Origin of the sequence: Acinetobacter sp. 161(2023) (genome assembly GCF_037027805.1) — a bacterium.
In the GTDB taxonomy this organism is placed as follows: Bacteria; Pseudomonadota; Gammaproteobacteria; order Pseudomonadales; family Moraxellaceae; genus Acinetobacter.
In genome coordinates, this window is the sequence record NZ_JAZEYD010000011.1 from 109,682 (window position 1) to 132,166 (window position 22,485).

Genomic DNA, 22,485 nt, shown 5'->3' on the forward strand with positions numbered 1-22,485 from the left:
TTTTTTTTATTTCTCGATATTAAGATTTGGTTTTGCCCCAATATTTCAGTTTTGAGGTATGCCCAATACCCACATTAAAGCTATTGGTTGGGTCAAGTTTTTGATAAAAGTTGGCTAATGCAGGTTTGGCAATGTAGAGATGCCCAACATTATGCTCTGCCGGATACTCAGCACGGCGCGCATCGAGCAACTTCCACATTTGATGTTCCATTTCTAAAGGGTCATGGCCCTTTTTCAGAATATAATCCTGATGGAAAACATGACAAAAGAAGTGCCCATAATAGAGTTTATGGAGGATGTTCTTTTCCATCTCGGCTGGCAGTTGCTCTACCCATTCACGGTCATTACGACGTAACGCAATATCAAGCGCCACAATATCTTCAACTTCACTACGGTGTGTATCACGATAACGAATTGCAGCCCCTGCAATCGCAAAACGGTGTAAGAAAGCCTTTCGGCCTTCTTCTTCGCTACATACGAAATAGCTACCTGACTGATGCACTGCAAAATATTCTTTTAAAAACTGCTCGGTCTGAGCTTTTGAATTATTTTCAACACGTAAGACTAAATGATGCTCATAACGATCTCGATATTCGGTCATACGCTTAGGCAAATGACTCGGTAAAAAGAACGTAATAGCCTGTAAAATATGATCCGTTAAGCCTTTAATTTTAAATCGTTCTAAGAAGCCATCGACTTTGTCTTTCATCGCGAAGGCTTTTGGAACATTAGCTGTGCCAAATTTCTCAATAAACAAGAACGTGTCTTTTCCGTACTTCTCACCAATTAAATAAGCATCTCGGTGAATATATTCGCCCGCAATCGGTAAGCTTGGCAACGAGGTCAGTAAATAACGGCGAATGGCAGTTAAATCGTCTGCATCGTTACTACCAATATAAAAGACATTGCTCTCTACTTTTTCATAGGTATCAAGGCGTACAGCAAACACACAGACTTTACCTGCTGAACCAGATGCTTCAAACAAACGTGACGGATCAGCATTAAAACGTGCTGGTGAATCTTCATCGACTTGCGTCACATCGTGGGCATAGCGATGGTCTGATGCCTGCTTTTCACCATCATCTAAAATATCTATGGCTTGGTATTGTTGCTTCTCTAAACGAGTCAAAATTTCTTCGGGAGTCGAACCTAAATTTACGCCTAAATGGTTCACCAGTTCTAGTTGACCAGCGGCATTCACCTGAGCATATAACGCCAGTTCCGTATATGCAGGACCACGGCGTACCAACGCACCACCAGAGTTATTACACACACCGCCAAGTACCGATGCACCAATACAAGATGAACCAATCACTGAATGTGGCTCACGGTCATAACCTTTTAAAATTTGCTCTAAATTGTCTAAAGTCGCACCAGGTAAGCAGATCACTTGCTTGCCGTCATGAATGACCTGAATGCCCTTTAATCGGCGGGTACTCATGACCAAAACAGGACGATCATAATCATCGCCATACGGGGTTGAACCGCCAGTGAGTCCTGTATTGGCCGCCTGCATAATCACAATACAGTCTGCATCAATGGCAGCTTGAAGCACCTGCCATTGCTCTAGCAATGTCCCCGGCACTACCACAGCAAGCACTTTTCCCTCACCAAAACGACGACCTTGACGGTACTGGCGCGTGCTTTGATCATCGGTCAAAACATGCGAATGCCCTACAATGTTTTGTAAACGTTCGATCACTACTTGAGGAGAAAATGTTTGCATGATGGTTTCCTTTTGGTCATCCATTTATCAAATTAGACCAACACGACGGCGTCTTACCGTTTAAAAATAATATTTAAAGTAGCTAATTCCATTACTTTTGTTTTGGCATGAGTAGCAACTAAAGCTACGCAAGATCAAAACCATTGTCACTTACAGAACCTGTTCGCTGTATCCATTTTTCAAGTTATATTGCAAAAACAAAACCTTGCTCATACTACGCAGGCTGTAAGTGACGCTTAGCACCAGCAGCTAATTTCTTAACCAAAGTGGCTACGCGTTGGCGGCAGGGATGCTGCCGTTTCGATGCGGTAGCAAGGACGTACCGTCATCGAAACAAAGGTTTTTGGTTACTTTTTTAAAAAAGTAACGTCAATTAGCTACTTACATTGAACTTTTCCCGATAAGGCTCTGTCGTGCCAATATCATCAAAGTTAAGACGGAAACGTTAGAGCTTCATCGCCTGTACTAAACAATCCGCATTAATATCCGAAATCGACTTAGCACCTGTGAGCGTCATCGCAACACGCATTTCTTTATCAATCAAATCAAGCAAGTTCGACACCCCTTGCCCACCTGCTGCTGCCAAGGCATACACAAATGCTCGGCCGAGTAAAACTGTATCGGCACCGAGTGCCAGCATACGCACCACATCTAGACCATTACGAATGCCAGAGTCTGCCAAAATCGCCAAATCACCTTTAACTGCATCAGCAATTGCAGGCAATGCACGAGCCGATGACATCACGCCATCTAATTGACGACCACCATGATTCGACACCACAATACCATCTGCACCGAACCGCACAGCATCTTTGGCATCTTCAGGGTCTAAAATGCCCTTAATCACCATTGGGCCATCCCAAAATTCACGAATCCACTCAAGATCTTTCCATGAAATCGATGGGTCAAAGTTCGAGCCTAACCAGCCAATATAGTCTTCAAGCCCAGTCGGTTTACCTAAATATTTAGAGATGTTGCCCAAGTCGTGAGGACGGCCCATTAAGCCGACATTCCACGACCAATGCGGATGGAACATTGACTGCATATAACGGCGCATTGCAGCATTTGGTCCACTCATTCCCGAATGAGCATCACGATAACGCGCACCCGGCACAGGCATATCTACAGTAAACACCAGTGTTGAGCAGCCCGCCGCTTTTGCACGTTCCAAAGCATTACGCATAAAACCACGGTCACGTAATACATAAAGTTGAAACCACATTGGGCGGTTAATTGCAGGTGCAACTTCTTCAATCGGACATACCGAAACCGTTGAAAGCGTAAATGGAATACCTTTTTTATCGGCTGCCATCGCGGCTTGAACTTCACCACGGCGCGCGTACATGCCTGTTAAACCCACTGGAGCTAATGCAACCGGCATCGACAATGTTTCATTAAACAGTTTTGTCTCTAAACTTAACGCTGACATGTCATTGAGCACACGTTGACGCAATGCAATTTCTGACAAATCTTGTACGTTACGCTTTAAGGTATGTTCCGAATACGCGCCACCATCAATGTAATGAAATAAAAACGGGGGTAAGCGACGCTGTGCCGCAGCACGATAATCATTGCCAGAAGAAATAATCATTTTGAATCAACTCTATTTAAACGATTTGCACGTTTCTGACGAGCTTCGTCTTCATTCAGAGAACGTACATGATTAATTACAAATTCAATATGACCGCAGACAGCTTGGCGCGCGGCCTCGGGATCTTTACGATCGATCGCATCCATGACCTGAAAATGCTGCTCACTCAGCAAGTCACTATTTATTGGATCGTTATAAACTTTTTTACGCCCCAACAAGACGTTGTATTGCAGTAAATCAAACAAGCTACGCATCATCTGAATCAGTACAACATTATGAGATGCTTCTGCGATCGCTAAGTGAAACTCAGCATCTGCCACCGCAGCCTGTGCTGAGTCACCCGCATTTTGATGGCGACTAATTTCATTAAAATAATGACGGATTTTGGCGCGATCTTCAGGCGTTGAGCGCAATGCGGCATACCATGCCGTGCCACCTTCAAGTAATAACCGCGCCTCTTGCACATCAAAACGGTACAACGGATCTTCTTCAATCAGGTTGCTAATCGGGTTCACAATGAGTTGCTGTGGCCACTGTTCAGGTAACTGTTGAATATAAGTACCATCACCCCGACGGCTAATAAGCACACCTTGACTATTGAGCTGTTGAATCGCTTCACGCAAAGAAGGACGAGAAACTCCTAAGCTAGTTGCAAGCTGGCGCTCGGCAGGCAAACGTTCACCTTTTTTCATGTGACGCTCTTCAATTAATGCCTGCAATTTCATGACCACTTGATCTGAGATTCTCATCGCGTTTCCTTCACTGGAGTTATGGAATCATCCACGGAACCAGATAAGCCTGAACCGTAATAATGATGCCAACAAAGACAGTGAATATGATGCTATGTTTTACCGTGAAACGGAACAAGTCAGATTCTTTTCCAACTAAGCCTACTGCTGCACACGCAATTGCAATTGACTGTGGAGAAATCATCTTACCTGTCACACCACCACTGGTATTCGCTGCTACAAGCAATACTTCGGGAATACCAATCTGCTGAGCAGTGGTCGCTTGTAATGCGGAGAACAAAGCATTTGAAGATGTATCTGAGCCCGTAAGGAACACACCAAGCCAACCCAAAAATGGCGAGAAGAAAGTAAACGCATGACCCGTATGCGATAGAGCCAAAGCCAAACTTGCAGATAAACCTGAATAGTTCGCAATAAAAGCAAAAGCCAACACCATACCAATCGAGTAAATTGGTGTTTTTAACTCATTGATTGTTTCACCAAAAGTCGTTACTGCCTCACTTGCTTTCATTTTCAAGAAAATAGCAGTGATGATTGCAGCAATAAAAATTGCAGTACCTGTTGCAGAGAACCAGTCAAACTTATAAATCGCTTCGTATGGCTTCATCTCTGCCACAATCGGTGGCATTTTCTCGACCAATTTATGCAAGTAAGGCACTTCAATTTTGAAAATTAAATGTTCCAGTGCGCCATCTTTTGCAAATAATGCTTTAAACGGCTTAACACTCCAGATGGTTACCATAACCGTTAAGATTGCAAATGGAGACCAAGCCTTAGCAATTTTTCCAATGCTATAACGTTGAATCGTTGTAGGTTGCTGAGCTAGAGTTTGACCAGCTTCAGGTTCAAAACGGAAAATATGTTTTGGTTTCCAAAAACGGAACAACACAGTCAGGCTGACCAATGAAGCAATTGCCGCCGTAATATCGGGTAATTCAGGACCAATAAAATTAGATGTAAGATATTGTGCAATCGCAAAAGCGCCACCACCAACCAGTACAGCAGGCCAAGTTTCCTTAACACCACGCCAGCCATCCATAATGGCCATAATCCAGAACAGCACAATCAGCGTTAAAAACGGCAACTGACGTCCAACCATCTGGCTAATTTCCATGGTATCTACACCAGAAACCTGCCCTGCCACAATAATTGGAATACCCATCGCACCAAATGCAACTGGCGCTGTATTTACAATCAAGCATAGACCAGCAGCGTAAAGTGGCTTGAAACCTAAACCAACGAGTAATGCAGCGGTAATTGCGACAGGAGCACCAAAACCGGCAGCCCCTTCAAGGAAAGTACCAAAAGCAAAGCCAACCAGTAACATTTGTAGCCGCTGATCTTCGGTAATTGACAAAATGCTTGAGCGAATCACCTCAAACTGACCTGTTTTTACCGAAATTTTATATAGAAAGACTGCCCCAATAATGATCCATGAAATTGGCCATAGACCGTAGAAAAAACCGTAAATGATTGACGCAAAGGCCATTTGACTCGGCATTTGATAGAAAAAGAGTGCTATTAACAGTGCAATAATGACTGTTCCAGTACCTGCAATACTACCTTTTAAACGAAATACAGCCAAAGCCAAAAAAAAGAAAATAATCGGGATTAATGCAACCGCACTGGACAGCCAAATATTATTTAAAGGGTCATAAAGTTGTTGCCACATATTGAGCATTGTCATCTCCTTGAAATGCTGGGGCGAATTTTTTGTACCTTAAAATTTTAAACATTCAGCACAATTGGTATTACCAATTAAAATTTAAGTGCAAATGTTAATCCTTAAACCACAAATCGCATCATAAACACGAGCATTGGCAAGTTCAAGCATTAAATAATCACCACAATTGGTATGACCAATAGTACCAAGTAAAATCAAGCTATTTATAATTTATAAATTTTCTTATTAGACTAAAGTTTTAGATGCAGATTCAGAAGTAAATAGTACAAGGCAATTTATACATAATTAAATTTAAGGAACTATCTCAAAATGTATATTTCTGCTATTAAAAGATACAAAAGTGTATTTTTAATATGCAAAATATACGCAAACGTCCAAACATATACATTTATGTATAAATTATAATGATCTCTACAACCCAAACCAAATATTGAATTGAATAATGACTACTTTAACGTGTTTTAAAGCCTATGATATCCGAGGCAAACTCGGCACCGAATTAAATGAAGAAATTGCTTATAAAATTGGCCGCGCTTATGGACAAATCTACAAACCAAAGACTGTGGTTGTAGGTTGTGATATTCGTCTAAGCAGTGAGGCTTTAAAACAAGCTACTATCCGCGGCTTAAATGATGCAGGTGTAAACGTGCTTGATTTAGGCATGACTGGTACTGAAGAAGTTTACTTCGCCGCTTTTCATTTAGATGTACAAGGTGGTATTGAAGTTACTGCTAGTCATAACCCAATGGACTATAACGGTATGAAATTGGTTCGAGAAAATGCTCGTCCAATTAGTGCAGATACGGGTCTAAAAGAAATTCAGGCTTTAGCAGAAACCAATAACTTTGAAGAAGTTAGCAAAAAAGGTACAACTCAAAGTTATAACATTTTGCCTGAGTTTGTTGACCACTTAATCACCTATATTGAACCGGCAAAAATCCGCCCACTTAAGTTGGTGGTAAACGCGGGTAATGGTGCAGCTGGTCACGTGATTGATGCCATTGAAGAAAAATTTAAAGCGCTTAACGTACCAGTTGAATTTATTAAAATTCATCATGAAGCAGATGGTACTTTCCCAAATGGGATTCCTAACCCGATTTTAATTGAAAACCGTGACAGTACCCGAAATGCTGTACTTGAGCATAAAGCGGATATAGGGATTGCTTGGGACGGCGACTTTGACCGCTGTTTCTTGTTTGATGAAAAGGGTCAGTTCATTGAAGGCTACTATATTGTTGGTCTATTGGCTCAAGCTTTCTTGATTAAACAATCAGGCGAGAAAATTGTTCATGACCCGCGTTTAGTGTGGAATACATTTGATATCGTAGATGAATACAAAGGTGTTGCCGTACAATCAAAATCAGGTCATGCCTTTATTAAAGATGTCATGCGCGAACAAAATGCCGTATATGGCGGCGAAATGAGTGCCCATCACTATTTCCGTGACTTTGCTTACTGCGACAGCGGTATGATTCCTTGGTTACTCACCGTTGCACTCCTCTCTGAAACTGAACAATCTCTATCAACACTCGTTGAAAACATGATTACTAGGTTTCCTTGCAGTGGTGAAATCAACTTTAAAGTAGCTGATACACAAATCACTATTCAAAAGATTTTTGATTTCTATGCCGAGCAAAATCCAGAAATTGACCGCACCGATGGTGTAAGCCTCGACTTTGGTGCATGGCGTTTTAATGTGCGTGCTTCGAACACTGAGCCTTTACTACGCCTTAACATTGAAAGCCGTGCAGACCGCCAAGCTCAACCGATGCAGCATTATGTAGACGAGTTAACTGGATTAATCCAGTCTTAACAACACACATATCAAAGAGATGGAACATTATTGTTCCATCTCTTTTTGCGTATTCTGCATAATTTTATAAGTATGATTATGCCCATCTAGCACATCATAATTTAGACTTTTGTACTGTTCTAACAGTGCCTTTTGATCGACATCACAGTTTTCCCCAGGCAATAGAAACTTTTGATGAACTGCGTTATAGCACTGTGAAACTTGCTGAATAAATTGATAATAATTTGAGAGCGGTATACCCGACATTTGCAGTAACTTCGGTGCTACAAAACTCGCAGCGATGTACGGCTGCTTAAACGGTTTTTTACTTAGCTTGTAATTGCTCCACACTGCGAAAGGTGTTTGATAATTCTTTAAATTTTTCCGCTCGGGATCATCTTTAAAGAAATTATAATTATCATAAACTCCTTGCAGATTTGGTAAATGATCACCAAACACCAGCAAAATTGTTGGTCGATCTACTGTTTTTAAAAACTGCTTTAACTCAAGCAATTTTTGATTGGCACGTATAGTACCTGCTGTATAAGTACTCAATTTCCGCCGATCAATTTCAGATAAAGCCTGACTAAACTTAAAGTCTTGTTTCCCATAGCGCTCATCGTCATACATCGGGTGGTTTTCCACCGTGATTGCATAAATAAATTTTGGCTGCTCTGGATTCTGCTTCAGAGTGTCTTGAAGAGACTTAAAAATTAAATCGTCCGTTGCCCAACCACCTGCATTAATATGTTGTTCTTGATCTTTTTCCGCAACCATATTCTCCAGTGAAATAAATTTTTGAAAGCCCAAATCTGGATAAACCTTATTACGGTTATAGTAATAACCATAGTTATTGTGCATGGCAACAGTTTGATAACCCAAACTATTTAAATAAAATGGCAAGGCATAAACTGGTTTTTTCAACTTAGATACATACAACACTTCATTTGGGGAAAAAGCAGTATTTAAACTGGTCAATACTTCAAATTCGACATTGGCTGTTCCCCCACCGAACACAGGAGACAACAACCGCGTCGCCTGATTTTTATTAAAAAATGGCGCGATATTTTGAGGTAATTGGGAGTCTAACTGCCGTACATCCCAATATGACTCTTCCATCACCACCACAATATTTGGATATTGCTGTAGCTTATTCTGTTGTACCATTTCTTCTGGCTTAACATATTGCTGCATTATCTGCTGAATGGTCCGTTCAGACACTTTTCGGCTAGGCAGCAAAACACTGGTGACATTGTCGAGTAGTTTAGACACATAAAAGGTCGCAAAACCATAGTCCTGAATATTCCGATAATCACCAACCCAACTATTTCGAGTATTTGGAAACGAGTTTAAGTATCTACAAAAAGCCGGTCTGTTTTCGGGACCGCAGGTTTCAGTTGGAATTTTAATAAAATTTAAGTAGATCAGACTACTACACAACAGACCAAAAATAACCATGTTCGGTACATAGGTATGAAATGTCGCTTTATTTTCTTTGCGAACTGCGACCAGTAGCATCACAAAAAAAACCACAATTGTGGTAAAAAAGACCAATTCTAACAACCAGGGTGAGGCTTTCATGGCTTCAGGCAACAAGAAAATATCTTCTGGGCTTAAGTTACTAAACAAATACTGCTGTTTCTTTTGATTAATAAAATTGAGAAAAATAACAACAAGTTGGCTGAGGATCAATGCTGCATACTTTCGTCCCAATAAAATAAAAAATAGTTGAATCACTGTATAATTAAAGAGCAAAGAGAAGCATGCTCGAGGCAAACTGAAATAAGTATAAAATTTACTTAAACTCAGGTTCATATCCCACGCAACATATACACCCAGACAGGTGGATAAGAAAGCAATAAAAATAAATAAAAATTGTTGACGTAGAAAAACCATGACGACAAAAAGAGGCTAACAAAATTGCGGCGAATACTAGCATGAAAGTACTCACTACAACTGTAGCCTTTATTCAGAAAAGAGTTTTATCTTAGAATGATAACTATAGATAGTTGATATTTAGAAAAATTAAATAATCAATTTTTATATCCTTCTGGATTATTTTTTTGCCACTTCCAGCTGTCTTGCAACATATCTTCTAAGCCGTATTGTGGCTTCCAACCCAGTTCAGCAACAGCACGGGCATTATCTGCAAATGAAGTCGCTACATCACCTGCTCGGCGTGGTGCGAATTCAAAAGCTACAGCTACACCATTAACCTGTTCAAAGGTATTTTTAACTTGTAATACGGATGAGCCATTACCCGTGCCAATATTCCATGCACGGCAACCTTGCGCTTTTAAACGGTTATTGAGAGCGCATAAATGTGCATTAGCTAAGTCAACAACATGGATATAATCACGTACACCTGTACCATCCACTGTATCGTAGTCATTGCCATAAATAGAAAGTTTGTCACGGCGACCAACAGCAACTTGCGTAACGTAAGGCATTAAATTATTTGGAATACCTTGTGGATCTTCACCAATACGTCCACTTTTATGGGCACCTACTGGATTAAAATAACGAAGTAAAGCAATCGACCATTTAGAATTAGAAACAGACAATTTTTGTAATAATTGCTCAACGATTAATTTAGTGTAACCGTAATTATTACTAGGCATACCTGTAGGCATTTTTTCATTCAAAGGAGACGTATTTGCTTCATCGTATACTGTCGCAGATGAGCTAAACACGAGTGTATAGACACCGGCTTTCTCCATTGACTCAACCAGTTGAATACTACCTGCAATATTATTATCAAAATAAATAAACGGTTTTTCTTGGCTTTCACCAACTGCTTTTAAACCTGCGAAATGGATCACTGCATTGATTGTATGATTTTGAAATACACGATCAAGTTCATCTGCATTCCGAATATCCCCCTCTACAAAAGTTAAACTTTTTTGAGCGAGTTCCTGAACTCTATTTAAAGACTCTTCTGAACTATTTGAAAGATTATCAAAAACAATGACTTCATGACCTGCATTCAAAAGCTCTACGCAAGTATGTGAACCAATATAGCCTGCACCACCAGTAACCAGAATTTTAGCCATCTATTTTTCCTAATAAAATTTTAATCAATCCACGCGTTGAATCATCAAGTGCCGAGAGATCATTTTGAACACCATTTAGAATCGGAAGTAACTGATCGGCAATCTGTTTACCCTTTTCAACCCCCCATTGATCAAACGGGTTAATGTTCCAGATTACAGATTGAACAAATACTTTATGCTCATATAAAGCAATTAACATCCCTAAACTATAGGGATTAAGTTCTTTTAAAAGTAATGTTGAACTCGGCTGGTTCCCTTCATATTGCTTATAAATAGGCAATTTTTCTAGTTCTTTCGCATCCAATGCTTCATTACCAAAAGCCAATAATCTTGATTGCGCTAAACAGTTTGAAAGTGCAAGATGATGCTGTTCAATCAATGCCTCAGCATTTTCTACATAAGTGAAATGGTCCGCATTATAACGTTGTACAGGTGCAATAAAATCACAGCTTACAGCTTGAGTTCCTTGGTGAAGTAACTGGTAAAATGCATGCTGAGCATTCGGTCCAACCTCACCCCATACGATTGGACAAGTATCTAACTCAACTTTTTGCTCATCACGTTGTACGGATTTACCATTAGACTCCATCTCGAGTTGTTGTAAATAGGCAGCAAAATATTTTAGACGTCCATCATAAGGTAATACAGCATGGGTCTGAATATTTAAAAAATTATTATTCCAAACACTTAACAATGCCATGAGTACAGGAATATTCTGCTCAAAACTTGTATTTTGGAAATGCTCATCTATAGCATGAGCTCCAGCTAAAAGCTGCTGAAAACCATCAACACCAACTGACAATGCTATAGGTAAACCAATACATGACCAAAGAGAATAACGTCCCCCAACCCAATCCCAAAGCAGTAATTGGTTTTCAGGTGCAATCCCCCACTCTGACATTTTGTCCGCTTTTGTAGAAACACCAATAAAATGGCTTTTTACAACCCGTTCGTGTTTTCCTAATACTTTTTCAAGCCACTGTCGAACAGTTTGCGCATTAGACAAGGTATCAATGGTGCCAAATGACTTCGATGAAATAATAAATAAAGTTGTTTCTGGGCGCAGTTGATGAAGCAATTCCGATAACTGACTACCATCCATCGTCGATACGAAATGCACATTAAGTGGTTTAGCTGTCTTTACTTTAAAATCCGATAATGCATGGGTCACCATTTGAGGCCCTAAATCAGACCCTCCTACCCCAATATTAACGACATCTTGAATGACTTCACCAGTAGCCCCACGATATTGTCCAGCATGGATTTTTTCAACCAATGCATACATACGCTGCAATTGGATATGAACTTTTTGAGTTAATTCTGGAAACTTAGAGTACTCTGATGGTAAGCGTAAAGCCCAATGCATTGCCGCACGCTGTTCGGTACAGTTGACTTTATCTTGAGAAAATAAGCGTTCAATCCACTGAGTCAATTGTTTAGTTTTTGCTAAAGCTACCAATTGCTCTAAAACATTCTTAGTCACGCGGTGCTTACTATAATCAAAAACCAGTTGATCAAACTTTACAGAGTAGTTCTGAAATCGATCGGGCTCTGACGCGAATAATTCTTTTATATGTGCTTTTGAATTTTTCTCAACCAAAGAATGGAGCTGTGCAATAGGTGAAACTAGCTCTTTAGGAAACTTCTCGATAGATTTACTCATAATCGACCTACTCCTTCATAAGCAAAACCTTTAGATTTCACATATGCTGGATCATAAATATTACGCCCATCCAAAATAAGTGGATGCTGCATCAATTGTTGTAACTGTTTAAAGTCAGGACTCCAATACTGCTTCCATGCCGTAACTAGACACAAAGCATGCGCCCCTTGTGCTGCTTCATATTGATCAGCACATAAAATCAGATCTTCACGATTTCCATACAAGGCTGCAATTTCATCAAGAGCTTGGGGATCATGTAAACGTACTTTTACGCCTTGAGCCCAAAGAGCAGCCAATAAAATATGAATAGGTGAGTTATGCGTACTTAGAGTATTCTCTTTAAATGAGGCTCCCCAAATTGCAACTGTCTTTCCACTCAAGTCACAATGATAATAATTCCACAATTTACGGAATAAAATTTCTTTTTGTTGCTCGTTAATCGCCCACACTTGTTCTAGAAGTCGACTTTTCACACCTGTTTCAGAAACCGTACTAGAGAGTGTTAAAATATCATGTGAAAAATTTTCCCCACCAAATCCCACTCCTGCCGACAAATAAGCTGCACCAATACGTGTATCTGCAGCAATGCCATGCTTTACATTAGCTATATCAATACCCAACTTTTCAGCAACTAGGGCAAGGTCATTCATATAACTAATTCTAGTCGCCAACATGCCTGAAATACTGAGTTTGGTAAATTCGGCATCTAAAATCGGCATGAATAAATATTGATAGCTAAATCGGAAGAATGGACGCAATAATTCTTGCATTGTGTCTTGAGCAGAGCTCGATTCAACACCAACAATAACATGTTTTACATTGAGTACACTATTAATCGCATTGCCTTCTTGAATCACGTCAGGAAAATAAACCCACTCGTCTTTAGGTAAATGTTGCTTTAATTTTTCTGTCCCATGTAAACCAAAAGTTGAACCATTAACCATTAACTTTGGATGAACTATTGGACGTTCACTTAACTTCTCAACTGTTTTTAAAGCTAGGTCTATTTGTGTTGGGCTAAAACAGAATAGATAAACTTCAATATCTAAAGGAATTTGAGAAAAAGGACTTTCTTTTAAAAAACCTGCTTTTCTTTGCTTATTTAAATAATGATTAACTTCTTGATCTTGATACGAAAGTACAGATATATTTTCTTCACAGGTGACACTTGTACACCAATAGATCTGATTACCATATTCAGCTAATAATGCTGCCATTACACCAGCGTGCAAGGTGGTTCCAAATACCGCGATTTTCATTGTACACCTGATTTTAATATTCTATAGAATTCTCTTCTCACTACGAGAAGAGAATATATTGAATCACTCACATCTTCATTATTTTTTACAAATACTTAAGTTGAGCTACAAATTTTATAATTTAAGTTCTTGAATCAACTGTTTAAAATTATTTCCCAATTTAGGATGTTCAATACCATAATGTAGAACAGCTTTTAAATAACCAAGCTTACTACCACAATCAAAGGTTTGCCCTTGCATACGATAAGCTTCAACCACATCAGTTTGTTGCAGCATAGCAATTGCATCTGTTAATTGAATTTCATTACCTGCACCTTTCGGTGTATTTTCCAGTAATTGCATAATTTTTGCAGGTAAAACATAACGACCAACAACAGATAAATTAGAGGGTGCAGAACCAACGCTAGGTTTTTCTACAATACCCTGCATAGCTATACTTTTACCTTCATCTGGGCTTTGAACAACATCAACAATACCGTATTGATCTACTAGGTGATCAGGCACTGCTTCTACCATTATCTGTGCCGCTTGACTTTCATCATAACGGGAAATCATACGCGACAAATCATTCTGTCCCGAGCTATCTTTCACCAATACATCTGGTAATAACACAGCAAAATCATCCAGTCCTACTACACTTTTTGCGCATAAAACAGCATGTCCTAAGCCTAGAGGCTGAGGTTGTCGTACACTCACAATACTCACATGAGAAGGAATAATTTGCGTAATCTCTGCAAGCAAATCCAATTTCTTCTTTTCATTTAATATAGTTTCTAATTCAAAGTTTCGATCAAAATAATTTTCAATCGAAGCTTTTGAAGAGTGAGTCACTAAAATAATCTGTTCAATTCCAGCTTCCACCGCTTCACGCACTACATATTCAATAGCTGGACGGTCAACAACAGTAACCATTTCTTTTGGAATTGACTTACTTGCGGGTAAAAAACGCGTTCCTAAACCAGCTACTGGTAAAACTGCTTTTTTGATCATAAGAAATATTTCAAGATATAAAATTTACTTTACAGATGAATCGGCATTTTCTTGGACATCATTACCTTTAAATAAAGATGGTCCTACATGACCAGGTGCATTAATACCTTCACGCCTTGACATCACTTTGACGGTTTTAAACATAATTTTAAAATCAACCCAAACACTGTGATTATCCACATACCAAACGTCACATTTAAAACGTTCTTCATAATCCAACTCATTACGTCCACTTACCTGAGCTAAACCAGTCATTCCAGGACGAACCTCTAAACGACGCGCTTGCTCGGGTGAATATAAAGCAACAAAGTCTTTTAGCATCGGACGAGGCCCCACCACACTCATATCGCCTTTTAATACGTTAATAAGCTGGGGCATTTCATCTAAGCTAGTAGAGCGCAACTTCTGGCCAAATGGCGTAATCCGTGCTTCATCTGGCAATGGATTTCCCTGAACATCAAAGGCATCCTTCATTGAACGGAACTTAATCATTTTAAAAAGTTTGCCGTTCTTACCTGGCCGCTCTTGATAAAAAAAGATAGGGGAGCCTAAATTTTTACGCACTTTATAAGCAACAAATAAAAAAATAGGTGAAAGCAGAATCAATGCTACAGAAGCAATAAAAATATCAACTAGTCTTTTCATTTAGATCTTTTAAACCCATGATATCTATAAGTTTGGCGTTTACTTTTTCAGCATCAAATTTTTCTTGTGCTATTTCATAGCTCTTCAAACCCATTATATTCACTTGCTCAGGATTTTCTATAAAGTAACACATTTTATCTGCTAAAGCTTTTGGATCCCACCTAGGAACTAGAAAACCGTTAATGCCGTCCTCAACAGTTTCACGACAACCAGGGACGTCTGTTGTAATCACTGGACGTCCAATTGCCATTGCCTCTTGAGTGCTACGTGGTACACCCTCTCTATATGATGGCAGAACAAACACACTAGAATCTGTTATCCATTGATTTACATTTGTAACATAACCTGGATATTCGAATAGTTTTTCAGCAATTAATTGATCTAACTCTGCCTGTTTTAAGGCCCCCATATTTTGATGATCAATCGCCCCTAAAATTGTAAAATGTGCTTGTGGATATTTTGACTTCACAATCCGAATTGCTTGAATTAACTCAAACACACCCTTTTCTTTGAGTAATCGCCCTATAAATAAAAATTTAACAGGCGATATTTTTGCATCCATGGGAGGATAATCCGACAAATTTAAACCAATCCCACCTAAAACATGCACTTCTGGTACATGTAAACCATAGTGTTGAATTAAGTCATGTTGATCGTCAGGGTTTAAAAAAACTATTTTATTTAGACATGGAAAAGCCATTCTATACAGTAGTACTTGAATATTACGAATGATTTTGGTTTTAGCCGTTTGTCCCTCGGGTTGGTCAGTAAATGTAAATCCTAACCCTTCCAACATTCCAATCACACTTGGTACTTTTGCCGCTTTAGCAGCCATGCTTCCATAAATCACAGGTTTGGCAAAATAAGAAAAGACAATATCTGGTTGGATCCTTTTTAGTATTTTTTTCAGTTGTAAAAACGATTGAATATCTGCAAAAGGGTTTAAGCCTCCTCGGCTCAATTGATATGTAACAGGCAGTGCGCCTAATCCTTTTATTTTTTCTAAGCATTGGTCACTATATTCTGAGGTTAAGGCATAAACAATATGGCCTTCAGAAACTAACTGCTTGATTAAATCTGCGCGAAAGCCATAAAAACTAGAACCTGTTGTACCAATCAATGCTATTTTTTTATGATACATATAGTTCTAACCATTTTTTTACAGATGTATCTAATGAAAATAAATCCTCTACCCTTTGACGAGCCTTTAGATTATTACTTTTAATAATATCATCATCTAAAGACAATACATGAATAATCGCATCAGATAAAGCTTTACTGTCTTGTATAGGAACAAGTATTCCTGTATTCCCCATAATCTCAGCACTACCACCACAATCTGTTGCAATAACATAAGTTTGACAAGCCATTGCCTCTATAACGACCGTAGGTAGACCCTCATGCTTAGATGGTAAAACAAAAAAATGTGCATCATTTAACAACTCTGGAATATCTGATCTTTTTCCGAGTAATGTAATAATTTTTTGTACATTTAACTCTTGTATTAAATCTTCAATATCTTGTCTTAAATCTCCATCGCCAGCAATATAGAATTTTACATTATCATTAATTTTGTCTTTTAATAGAGCAATCGCTTTTAGTAAATTTGGATAATCTTTTTGATCATTAAATCGACCAACAGAAAGAAATTTTATTTCATTATTATTTTTATTATTAATTTCAATTTTGTTAAATTTTTCTAAATTTATACCATTATATACGGTCAGCAGATTAGCTTTAGTAAATGCACCCTTAGAAATTAAAGATTTAGATGCTTCATTACTAACATTTGTATTAATATCCGAAAGAGAATTTGTAAATTTATACGCTAGCATTCGAAGTCTTCCACCCTCATTTGAATTATGGGCTGTACAAATTAACTTTGGAACATTGCAACCTATGCGATTTAATCTTGCAAAGATATTAGCATGTATCATATGTGCATGAACAACATTAGGTTTAAAGCTTTTAACTATTTTCTTGTATTTTTTGGAAGCTTTAAAAAAATTTTTGGCATCATCAAAATCAAGTCCTATAAGGTCAATAGATGAATTTTTTGGACGAACTATTATATTTCCTTTCAAATATACAATTTTAACAGTATGCCCGTTTTCAACCATTTGATCGGCAAGGTCAACAACTACTCGTTCAGCCCCTCCCAACCCCAAACCTGTAATTACATATAAAATATTCAAAATAAACCTACCTGCTTAGAAAAAGTATAATAAAAAATACAAAATACAACCACAGTAATCAAAATATAATAAATTATATTATCATACTTAATATTAAAGTTTTTCATATAAAAAATGAAAGAATATGCAGATATTGGCAATAGAAATTTATATGCAACATAAAAGTCAAGAAATATTGCCATGAATATAAGAACTAGTCCAGAGTAGCAAAAATAGTATGCTTCTGTTCTATAAATTTTTTTATTTAAAAATAATAAAAATAAAATAAATATATAAAAAAACAAAGTAAAAGGATATTTTCTACCATCATTCAAGACACTATCACGATTCAAATAATCCAAATAGTATGCATTTATACCTATAGAACTGAGAACTACTGGAATAAATTTAAATAATATTAACACCAAAAAGCACATTAACAAGATAAATATTAAATTTCTTCTATAGTTATTAATTTTAAAAAAAGCATAAATTAAATAAAATAAACATGAAAAAAAAGTTCCAAAATGCATTAAAATAGGCAAGAATAAATATAGTGTTTTTTTATTTATTAAATAACTACAACCTAATATAGAAAATACTAAAAATAAATATATAATAGTTGCATAGCCAACTCTTAACTGAACACCCAACATATTTGAGTAAACAACTAAAAAAACTAAAAAAAATAAAAGAAATTTAGAAACTCCTGTATACTTTCCAATATCACAAAAAAATGCAAAAACCAATAATAGTAGAATAATAAAAAAATTCTGAATTAATACTAATTTAACAAAAGGACTATCAACAATAAAACCTAAAGACCAAGATAAAACATGGATTAAAGGCTCTTCCCTCCCCCCAAATGGATATTCCATCATATATAAATATTGGTCACGATCTAATGCTGTTTCCATACTACCTATAAATAGATAATTATAAGTTGGCAAAAGCAAAAGCAACAATATAAAAAATATAATAGTATTGGATTTAAAAGTTAAGTTATTCAAGAAACACCGCCCAAAATAAAACAATAAATTTAGATTATTTTATTTAAAAAAATTCCTTAAACATCTATAAAAATTTTTTGAAAATATTACCATTGGATCAGAAAGTAAAGTTACCATAAAGAAATCCCCTCCTTTCCGTTTATCAGAAATAATTATTGCCGCCACTCGAATCCAAATAATATTTTTAATTGCTTTTAAATACAAGCTATGAAACTTATACTCATTTGCTATTTCCATCAATCCCTGGTATATCAACTCTCCTTTTTTAATAGTATTATCTTCGTGCAACCTATATCTAACAAAAATCTCTTCAACATTTTTTATTATTCCAAAATTAGCTAATTTTAACCACATATACCAATCTTCAATTTTAAACAATTCATTATAACATCCAACTTGTTTAATCACTGATAATCTTGCCATTTGTGTACAAACATTTAAACCATGCTTCATTAAAAAAATATTAGAAAAATCATGGTTAGATTCTTTTCTCGATGCTTTTTTAATTTCTTTACCTGAATCATTTATTAATATTACACCACCTAATAGTGCGACACACTCTAAATGTTTTTCCAAGAAATCTACTTGATACTTTGTTTTATGTGAAATCATTTCGTCATCTGAAGCTATAGCTGAATAATACTGACCTTGACACCATTCAAGAGCTTCATTTAAGGTGGCACACAAGCCTTTATTTGATCGATGTCTAAATTCAAACCGAACAAATCTTTCTTGGCACTGACTCACAAGTTGTTGAATTTTTTCGACAGACTCATCTTTTGAACCATCATCAATAATTATAAGTTCAATATTTTGATAAGTTTGAGCAATGACACTTTTTATGCAGTCTTGTACATATTTTTCATGGTTATAACAGGGTATAACAATAGAAACCAAAGGTTGTTCTTTCAATAGCATCTTTTAACTCATTTTTTCTTTCAAAAGCTTAAATATCAATAAGCCCATGACAACCCAATACAAAGCGTAATTTACAAGGTGAGCCATGGAAACACCGTCAAAGCCCATCACTTTTGTGAATAAAATTGTAAATAAAATTGAGGTTAAAGCAAATACAATTTCTGTAATGATAAACAGTTTGGTCATTGCCTTACTTAGCATCAGGTATGCAAGTATCCAGCTCCCAATTTTTAAAGAATCACCAATCATTTGCCATAAAAATAAATCACGCATTGGCAAAAAATTTTTAGTAAACAATAAACTAATAATCCAATCACGTAAGCCATAAACAACCAAACCGCCTGTAACTGCCAGAGGAAATATAAATTTATAACCCAAGTAAACCTCAGACTTGATGTCCTCAAGTTTTGATAATTCCGACAGCCGTGGCAAGTAATATACTCCTAAGGTTGTCGTAACCAACATCAAATACGCTGCACTTAGGCGGATCATAGCTTCCCAATAACCTGCATAGATCATGCCATACTCATGAGTAAGATAGCCTCGAATCGCCATTTGAGAAAGAGGAACACAGACAGCACTGACCAATGCCATCAATGCAAAAGCTACAAACTTTTTTGCTATGGTCTTATCTATTTTTCCAAACAAATATGAAAATCTAAACCAATTGGCTTTATAGCATAAAAACAGAGTCACCAAAAAAGCTAAGGACTGATAAATTGAAAGTGCAACCAAAGCGCCATATAAACTATACTTTATGGCTAATAGACTCGTTACAGCTAAAGAAAAAATACTACCAACAATATTTGCGACAACTAATCTTAAAACTTCTTTTTTACCATTTAAGATGGCTAAAAAAAGTGCATTAAAGGTAAAAAAAGTCAAAAATACAGCAAACCAAGCGAAAACTGTTTGATATAGATCAGTATGAAAAATATAAACTGAAAGCTGTTTTTGAAAAATTAAAATAATGAATGAAAAAATTAAACTAAACAGTAAAACGATACTTCCTGCTGTTTTCCATATACTTCGCTGTTTGGTTTCATCTTCATAATACTCTGCAGTATATTTAATAACGGCGGTATTAATTGCACTACCGGCAAATGTTGTCACCATTTGTATGAAGTTTTGAAACTGACCAATAGCAGCATAACCTGCCGGCCCCACATAAACAGCTAAAATCTTATTTAAAATAAACATCGTGGCCGTTTTAATTAAAACAGCCACGCCATTTAGTACACTTGTTTTTAGTAAATTCATTTTAGACTTTAAAATTATTACAAATCTGAATTACTTTCTCAGCCTCTTCCACGCTTAGTGTAGGACCAATAGGTAAACTCATCACTTCAGCATGAATCTGCTCAGATATAGAATAACTTAAATCATTCCATTCTTTATAAGCCTGTTGCTTGTGAGGTGGGATAGGATAATGAATTAAAGTTTGTACGCCTTGTTCAGCCAAGTACTTTTGTAAAGCTTCACGATGCTCGGTACGAATTACAAATAAATGCCAAACGTGTTGCTGATATTCTTCAGCATTTTTCTCAGCTAAAGGTAATTTGATTAAAGGATTTACTATATTCTGTAAATACAATTGCGCAATTTTACGGCGATGAGCTACTTCTTGATCTAAATATTTTAATTTAATATCTAGCATGGCAGCTTGAATTTCATCAAGACGACTATTTACACCAGGTACTAAATTTTTATATTTTTCATGGGAACCATAATTACGAAGAGCACGTAACATTTGTGCAAGCTCTTCATTGTTAGTGGTTACAGCACCAGCATCACCTAATGCACCTAAATTTTTACCAGGATAGAAACTGAAACCCGAAGCATCGCCCCAGTTTCCAGCTTTTATTCCATTAATTTCAGCACTATGTGATTGAGCTGAATCTTCTAAAACAAGTAAATTGTATTTATTTGCAATTGCCATGATTGCAGGCATTTCTGCTAATTGCCCATATAGATGAACAGGTAAGATTACTTTTGTTTTTGGAGTAATAGCAGCTTCAATCTTGCTTGGATCAATATTATAAGTATTAATATCTGGTTCAACTAAAACTGGCGTTAGGTTATTGGCAGTAATTGCTAAAATACTTGCAATGTATGTATTTGATGGGACGATTACTTCATCACCATCATTTAGTTTCCCCAACTCTTTCCATGCTCGAAGCGTAAGAATCAAGGCATCTAAACCATTTGCAACTCCAATTGCAAATTTTACTCCACAATATTCCGCAAAGTTTTGTTCAAATTGAGCTAGCTCATTTCCACCTATATACCATCCAGAATCTATAACACGAGTGCAAGCCTCGATTAGTTCTGCACGATATTGACTATTTATACTTTTTAAATCTAAGAAAGGAATCATTATTTCACATAGCCTTTAATAATTGCAGGATTTCCTACTACAATTGCATTTTCCGGAACATCTTTAGTTACTACTGCGCCTGCACCAATCAATGCATTTCGACCGATTCTTATGCCGGGTAAAATGGTAGCATTACCACCAATACTTGCGCCTTGTTCAACTATAGTTTTTAGAAACTCATCGGGATATTGCTTTGAACGGGGGGTCTTATCATTTGTAAAAGTAACACTAGGACCAATAAAAACGTTATCTTCTAGCGTAATCCCATCCCATACATACACACCTGATTTAATTGTGACGTTATTACCAATTTGCACATCATTTTCAATCATAGTGTGTGCACAAATATTACAATTTTCGCCAATAACCGCTTTCTGGAAAATCACACTATATTGCCAAACTTTTGTTTTCTGACCAATATTTTTGGATTTAACATCAGATAATGGATGAATATAAGGCTGATTTACGACATGCAAAAATTCATCGTAATCTCGAATATAATCTTGCTCTGTAAAGTGTTCACTTGCTAAAACCAGCAATACACAATCTTCTGAAAAATCATGCATTTCACGCCAGATCAGTCCCTCAATAACCAAACCTTGGGTCGGGTTATCTAAAACAACCTCTTCTTTAGTAGAGCCATTATCGAGAATAAATCTACAACTACCTTTCAAACATATTGCAACTTGTTTTAAATCAATATGAGCATGAAAACCACGCGGTTTTTTTGACGTGTTAAAGATGTAATACAAACGCTTCACATCAAAAGGAATTGACTGATTAGACTCAATCGCAACTAAACCACCTCGTTCATCACCCAAACTCGGCAAGTCAATTAATTTTACAAGGCTCAT

18 protein-coding genes are annotated in these 22,485 nt (G+C 37.0%); 1 reads left to right on the plus strand and 17 read right to left on the minus strand.

Annotated elements, in window-relative coordinates:
* Window positions 1–19: 19 nt before the first annotated feature.
* The 4 genes from dld to lldP all read right to left on the minus strand — a co-directional run bounded on the left by dld (window position 20) and on the right by lldP (window position 5,753).
* Window positions 20–1,726: a D-lactate dehydrogenase gene (gene dld / locus WA249_RS12270; RefSeq protein WP_336169043.1), complete on the minus strand. Its 1,707-nt coding sequence runs from the start codon at window positions 1,724–1,726 to the stop codon at window positions 20–22.
* Between the two features lie 445 nt (window positions 1,727–2,171).
* Entirely contained in the window at window positions 2,172–3,317 is a 1,146-nt protein-coding gene (gene lldD / locus WA249_RS12275; RefSeq protein WP_092710004.1) for an FMN-dependent L-lactate dehydrogenase LldD, read from the minus strand.
* On the minus strand, window positions 3,314–4,066 hold the full coding sequence (gene lldR / locus WA249_RS12280) for a transcriptional regulator LldR (RefSeq protein ID WP_336169047.1): 753 nt from the start codon (window positions 4,064–4,066) through the stop codon (window positions 3,314–3,316). Before lldR ends, lldD begins: the two co-directional genes overlap by 4 nt.
* A 19-nt stretch (window positions 4,067–4,085) precedes the next feature.
* Window positions 4,086–5,753: an L-lactate permease gene (gene lldP / locus WA249_RS12285; protein ID WP_336169049.1), complete on the minus strand. Its 1,668-nt coding sequence runs from the start codon at window positions 5,751–5,753 to the stop codon at window positions 4,086–4,088.
* Window positions 5,754–6,192: 439 nt separating this feature from the next.
* On the opposite strand from lldP, the gene WA249_RS12290 reads away from it, so the two are divergent.
* Window positions 6,193–7,563, plus strand: a complete 1,371-nt coding sequence (locus WA249_RS12290) for a phosphomannomutase CpsG (RefSeq protein WP_336169051.1) — start codon at window positions 6,193–6,195, stop codon at window positions 7,561–7,563.
* A gap of 27 nt (window positions 7,564–7,590) precedes the next feature.
* Here WA249_RS12290 and WA249_RS12295 read toward each other — a convergent pair whose 3' ends face one another.
* From WA249_RS12295 to WA249_RS12355, 13 genes are all read right to left on the minus strand, one after another.
* The gene (locus WA249_RS12295; RefSeq protein WP_336169052.1) at window positions 7,591–9,438 is read right to left on the minus strand and encodes an LTA synthase family protein; all 1,848 of its coding nucleotides are present in this window, start codon (window positions 9,436–9,438) and stop codon (window positions 7,591–7,593) included.
* Window positions 9,439–9,575: 137 nt separating this feature from the next.
* Window positions 9,576–10,595 (minus strand): UDP-glucose 4-epimerase GalE, encoded by a 1,020-nt coding sequence (gene galE, locus WA249_RS12300; protein ID WP_336169054.1) that lies wholly within the window; start codon window positions 10,593–10,595, stop codon window positions 9,576–9,578.
* Window positions 10,588–12,258: a glucose-6-phosphate isomerase gene (gene pgi / locus WA249_RS12305; protein WP_336169056.1), complete on the minus strand. Its 1,671-nt coding sequence runs from the start codon at window positions 12,256–12,258 to the stop codon at window positions 10,588–10,590. Before pgi ends, galE begins: the two co-directional genes overlap by 8 nt.
* Entirely contained in the window at window positions 12,255–13,517 is a 1,263-nt protein-coding gene (locus tag WA249_RS12310; protein ID WP_336169058.1) for a nucleotide sugar dehydrogenase, read from the minus strand. Before WA249_RS12310 ends, pgi begins: the two co-directional genes overlap by 4 nt.
* Before the next feature lie 114 nt (window positions 13,518–13,631).
* Window positions 13,632–14,507 carry a UTP--glucose-1-phosphate uridylyltransferase GalU gene (gene galU / locus WA249_RS12315; protein WP_336169060.1) on the minus strand — a complete coding sequence of 292 codons (876 nt, stop codon included), beginning with the start codon at window positions 14,505–14,507 and terminating at the stop codon, window positions 13,632–13,634.
* Between the two features lie 24 nt (window positions 14,508–14,531).
* On the minus strand, window positions 14,532–15,152 hold the full coding sequence (locus tag WA249_RS12320) for a sugar transferase (protein WP_336169061.1): 621 nt from the start codon (window positions 15,150–15,152) through the stop codon (window positions 14,532–14,534).
* Window positions 15,136–16,293 carry a glycosyltransferase family 4 protein gene (locus tag WA249_RS12325; protein ID WP_336169063.1) on the minus strand — a complete coding sequence of 386 codons (1,158 nt, stop codon included), beginning with the start codon at window positions 16,291–16,293 and terminating at the stop codon, window positions 15,136–15,138. The genes WA249_RS12320 and WA249_RS12325 overlap by 17 nt, the downstream gene beginning before the upstream one ends.
* Window positions 16,283–17,347, minus strand: a complete 1,065-nt coding sequence (locus WA249_RS12330; protein ID WP_336169064.1) for a glycosyltransferase — start codon at window positions 17,345–17,347, stop codon at window positions 16,283–16,285. The genes WA249_RS12325 and WA249_RS12330 overlap by 11 nt, the downstream gene beginning before the upstream one ends.
* Window positions 17,344–18,336, minus strand: a complete 993-nt coding sequence (locus WA249_RS12335; protein WP_336169066.1) for a hypothetical protein — start codon at window positions 18,334–18,336, stop codon at window positions 17,344–17,346. Before WA249_RS12335 ends, WA249_RS12330 begins: the two co-directional genes overlap by 4 nt.
* Before the next feature lie 39 nt (window positions 18,337–18,375).
* On the minus strand, window positions 18,376–19,254 hold the full coding sequence (locus WA249_RS12340) for a glycosyltransferase family 2 protein (RefSeq protein ID WP_336169067.1): 879 nt from the start codon (window positions 19,252–19,254) through the stop codon (window positions 18,376–18,378).
* Window positions 19,255–19,257: 3 nt separating this feature from the next.
* Entirely contained in the window at window positions 19,258–20,514 is a 1,257-nt protein-coding gene (locus WA249_RS12345; protein WP_336169069.1) for an O-antigen translocase, read from the minus strand.
* Between the two features lies 1 nt (window position 20,515).
* Entirely contained in the window at window positions 20,516–21,631 is a 1,116-nt protein-coding gene (locus WA249_RS12350) for a DegT/DnrJ/EryC1/StrS family aminotransferase (RefSeq protein ID WP_336169070.1), read from the minus strand.
* Entirely contained in the window at window positions 21,631–22,485 is an 855-nt protein-coding gene (locus tag WA249_RS12355) for a WxcM-like domain-containing protein (protein WP_336169072.1), read from the minus strand. Before WA249_RS12355 ends, WA249_RS12350 begins: the two co-directional genes overlap by 1 nt.

What these genes read in the sequence shown, in the direction of transcription:
- dld (WP_336169043.1), bottom strand. Translation starts at nt 1,726, where the DNA reads ATGCAAACATTTTCTCCTCAAGTAGTGATCGAACGTTTACAAAACATT.
- lldD (WP_092710004.1), bottom strand. Translation starts at nt 3,317, where the DNA reads ATGATTATTTCTTCTGGCAATGATTATCGTGCTGCGGCACAGCGTCGC.
- lldR (WP_336169047.1), bottom strand. Translation starts at nt 4,066, where the DNA reads ATGAGAATCTCAGATCAAGTGGTCATGAAATTGCAGGCATTAATTGAA.
- lldP (WP_336169049.1), bottom strand. Translation starts at nt 5,753, where the DNA reads ATGACAATGCTCAATATGTGGCAACAACTTTATGACCCTTTAAATAAT.
- WA249_RS12290 (WP_336169051.1), top strand. Translation starts at nt 6,193, where the DNA reads ATGACTACTTTAACGTGTTTTAAAGCCTATGATATCCGAGGCAAACTC.
- WA249_RS12295 (WP_336169052.1), bottom strand. Translation starts at nt 9,438, where the DNA reads ATGGTTTTTCTACGTCAACAATTTTTATTTATTTTTATTGCTTTCTTA.
- galE (WP_336169054.1), bottom strand. Translation starts at nt 10,595, where the DNA reads ATGGCTAAAATTCTGGTTACTGGTGGTGCAGGCTATATTGGTTCACAT.
- pgi (WP_336169056.1), bottom strand. Translation starts at nt 12,258, where the DNA reads ATGAGTAAATCTATCGAGAAGTTTCCTAAAGAGCTAGTTTCACCTATT.
- WA249_RS12310 (WP_336169058.1), bottom strand. Translation starts at nt 13,517, where the DNA reads ATGAAAATCGCGGTATTTGGAACCACCTTGCACGCTGGTGTAATGGCA.
- galU (WP_336169060.1), bottom strand. Translation starts at nt 14,507, where the DNA reads ATGATCAAAAAAGCAGTTTTACCAGTAGCTGGTTTAGGAACGCGTTTT.
- WA249_RS12320 (WP_336169061.1), bottom strand. Translation starts at nt 15,152, where the DNA reads ATGAAAAGACTAGTTGATATTTTTATTGCTTCTGTAGCATTGATTCTG.
- WA249_RS12325 (WP_336169063.1), bottom strand. Translation starts at nt 16,293, where the DNA reads ATGTATCATAAAAAAATAGCATTGATTGGTACAACAGGTTCTAGTTTT.
- WA249_RS12340 (WP_336169067.1), bottom strand. Translation starts at nt 19,254, where the DNA reads ATGCTATTGAAAGAACAACCTTTGGTTTCTATTGTTATACCCTGTTAT.
- WA249_RS12345 (WP_336169069.1), bottom strand. Translation starts at nt 20,514, where the DNA reads ATGAATTTACTAAAAACAAGTGTACTAAATGGCGTGGCTGTTTTAATT.
- WA249_RS12350 (WP_336169070.1), bottom strand. Translation starts at nt 21,631, where the DNA reads ATGATTCCTTTCTTAGATTTAAAAAGTATAAATAGTCAATATCGTGCA.
- WA249_RS12355 (WP_336169072.1), bottom strand. Translation starts at nt 22,485, where the DNA reads ATGAGCCTTGTAAAATTAATTGACTTGCCGAGTTTGGGTGATGAACGA.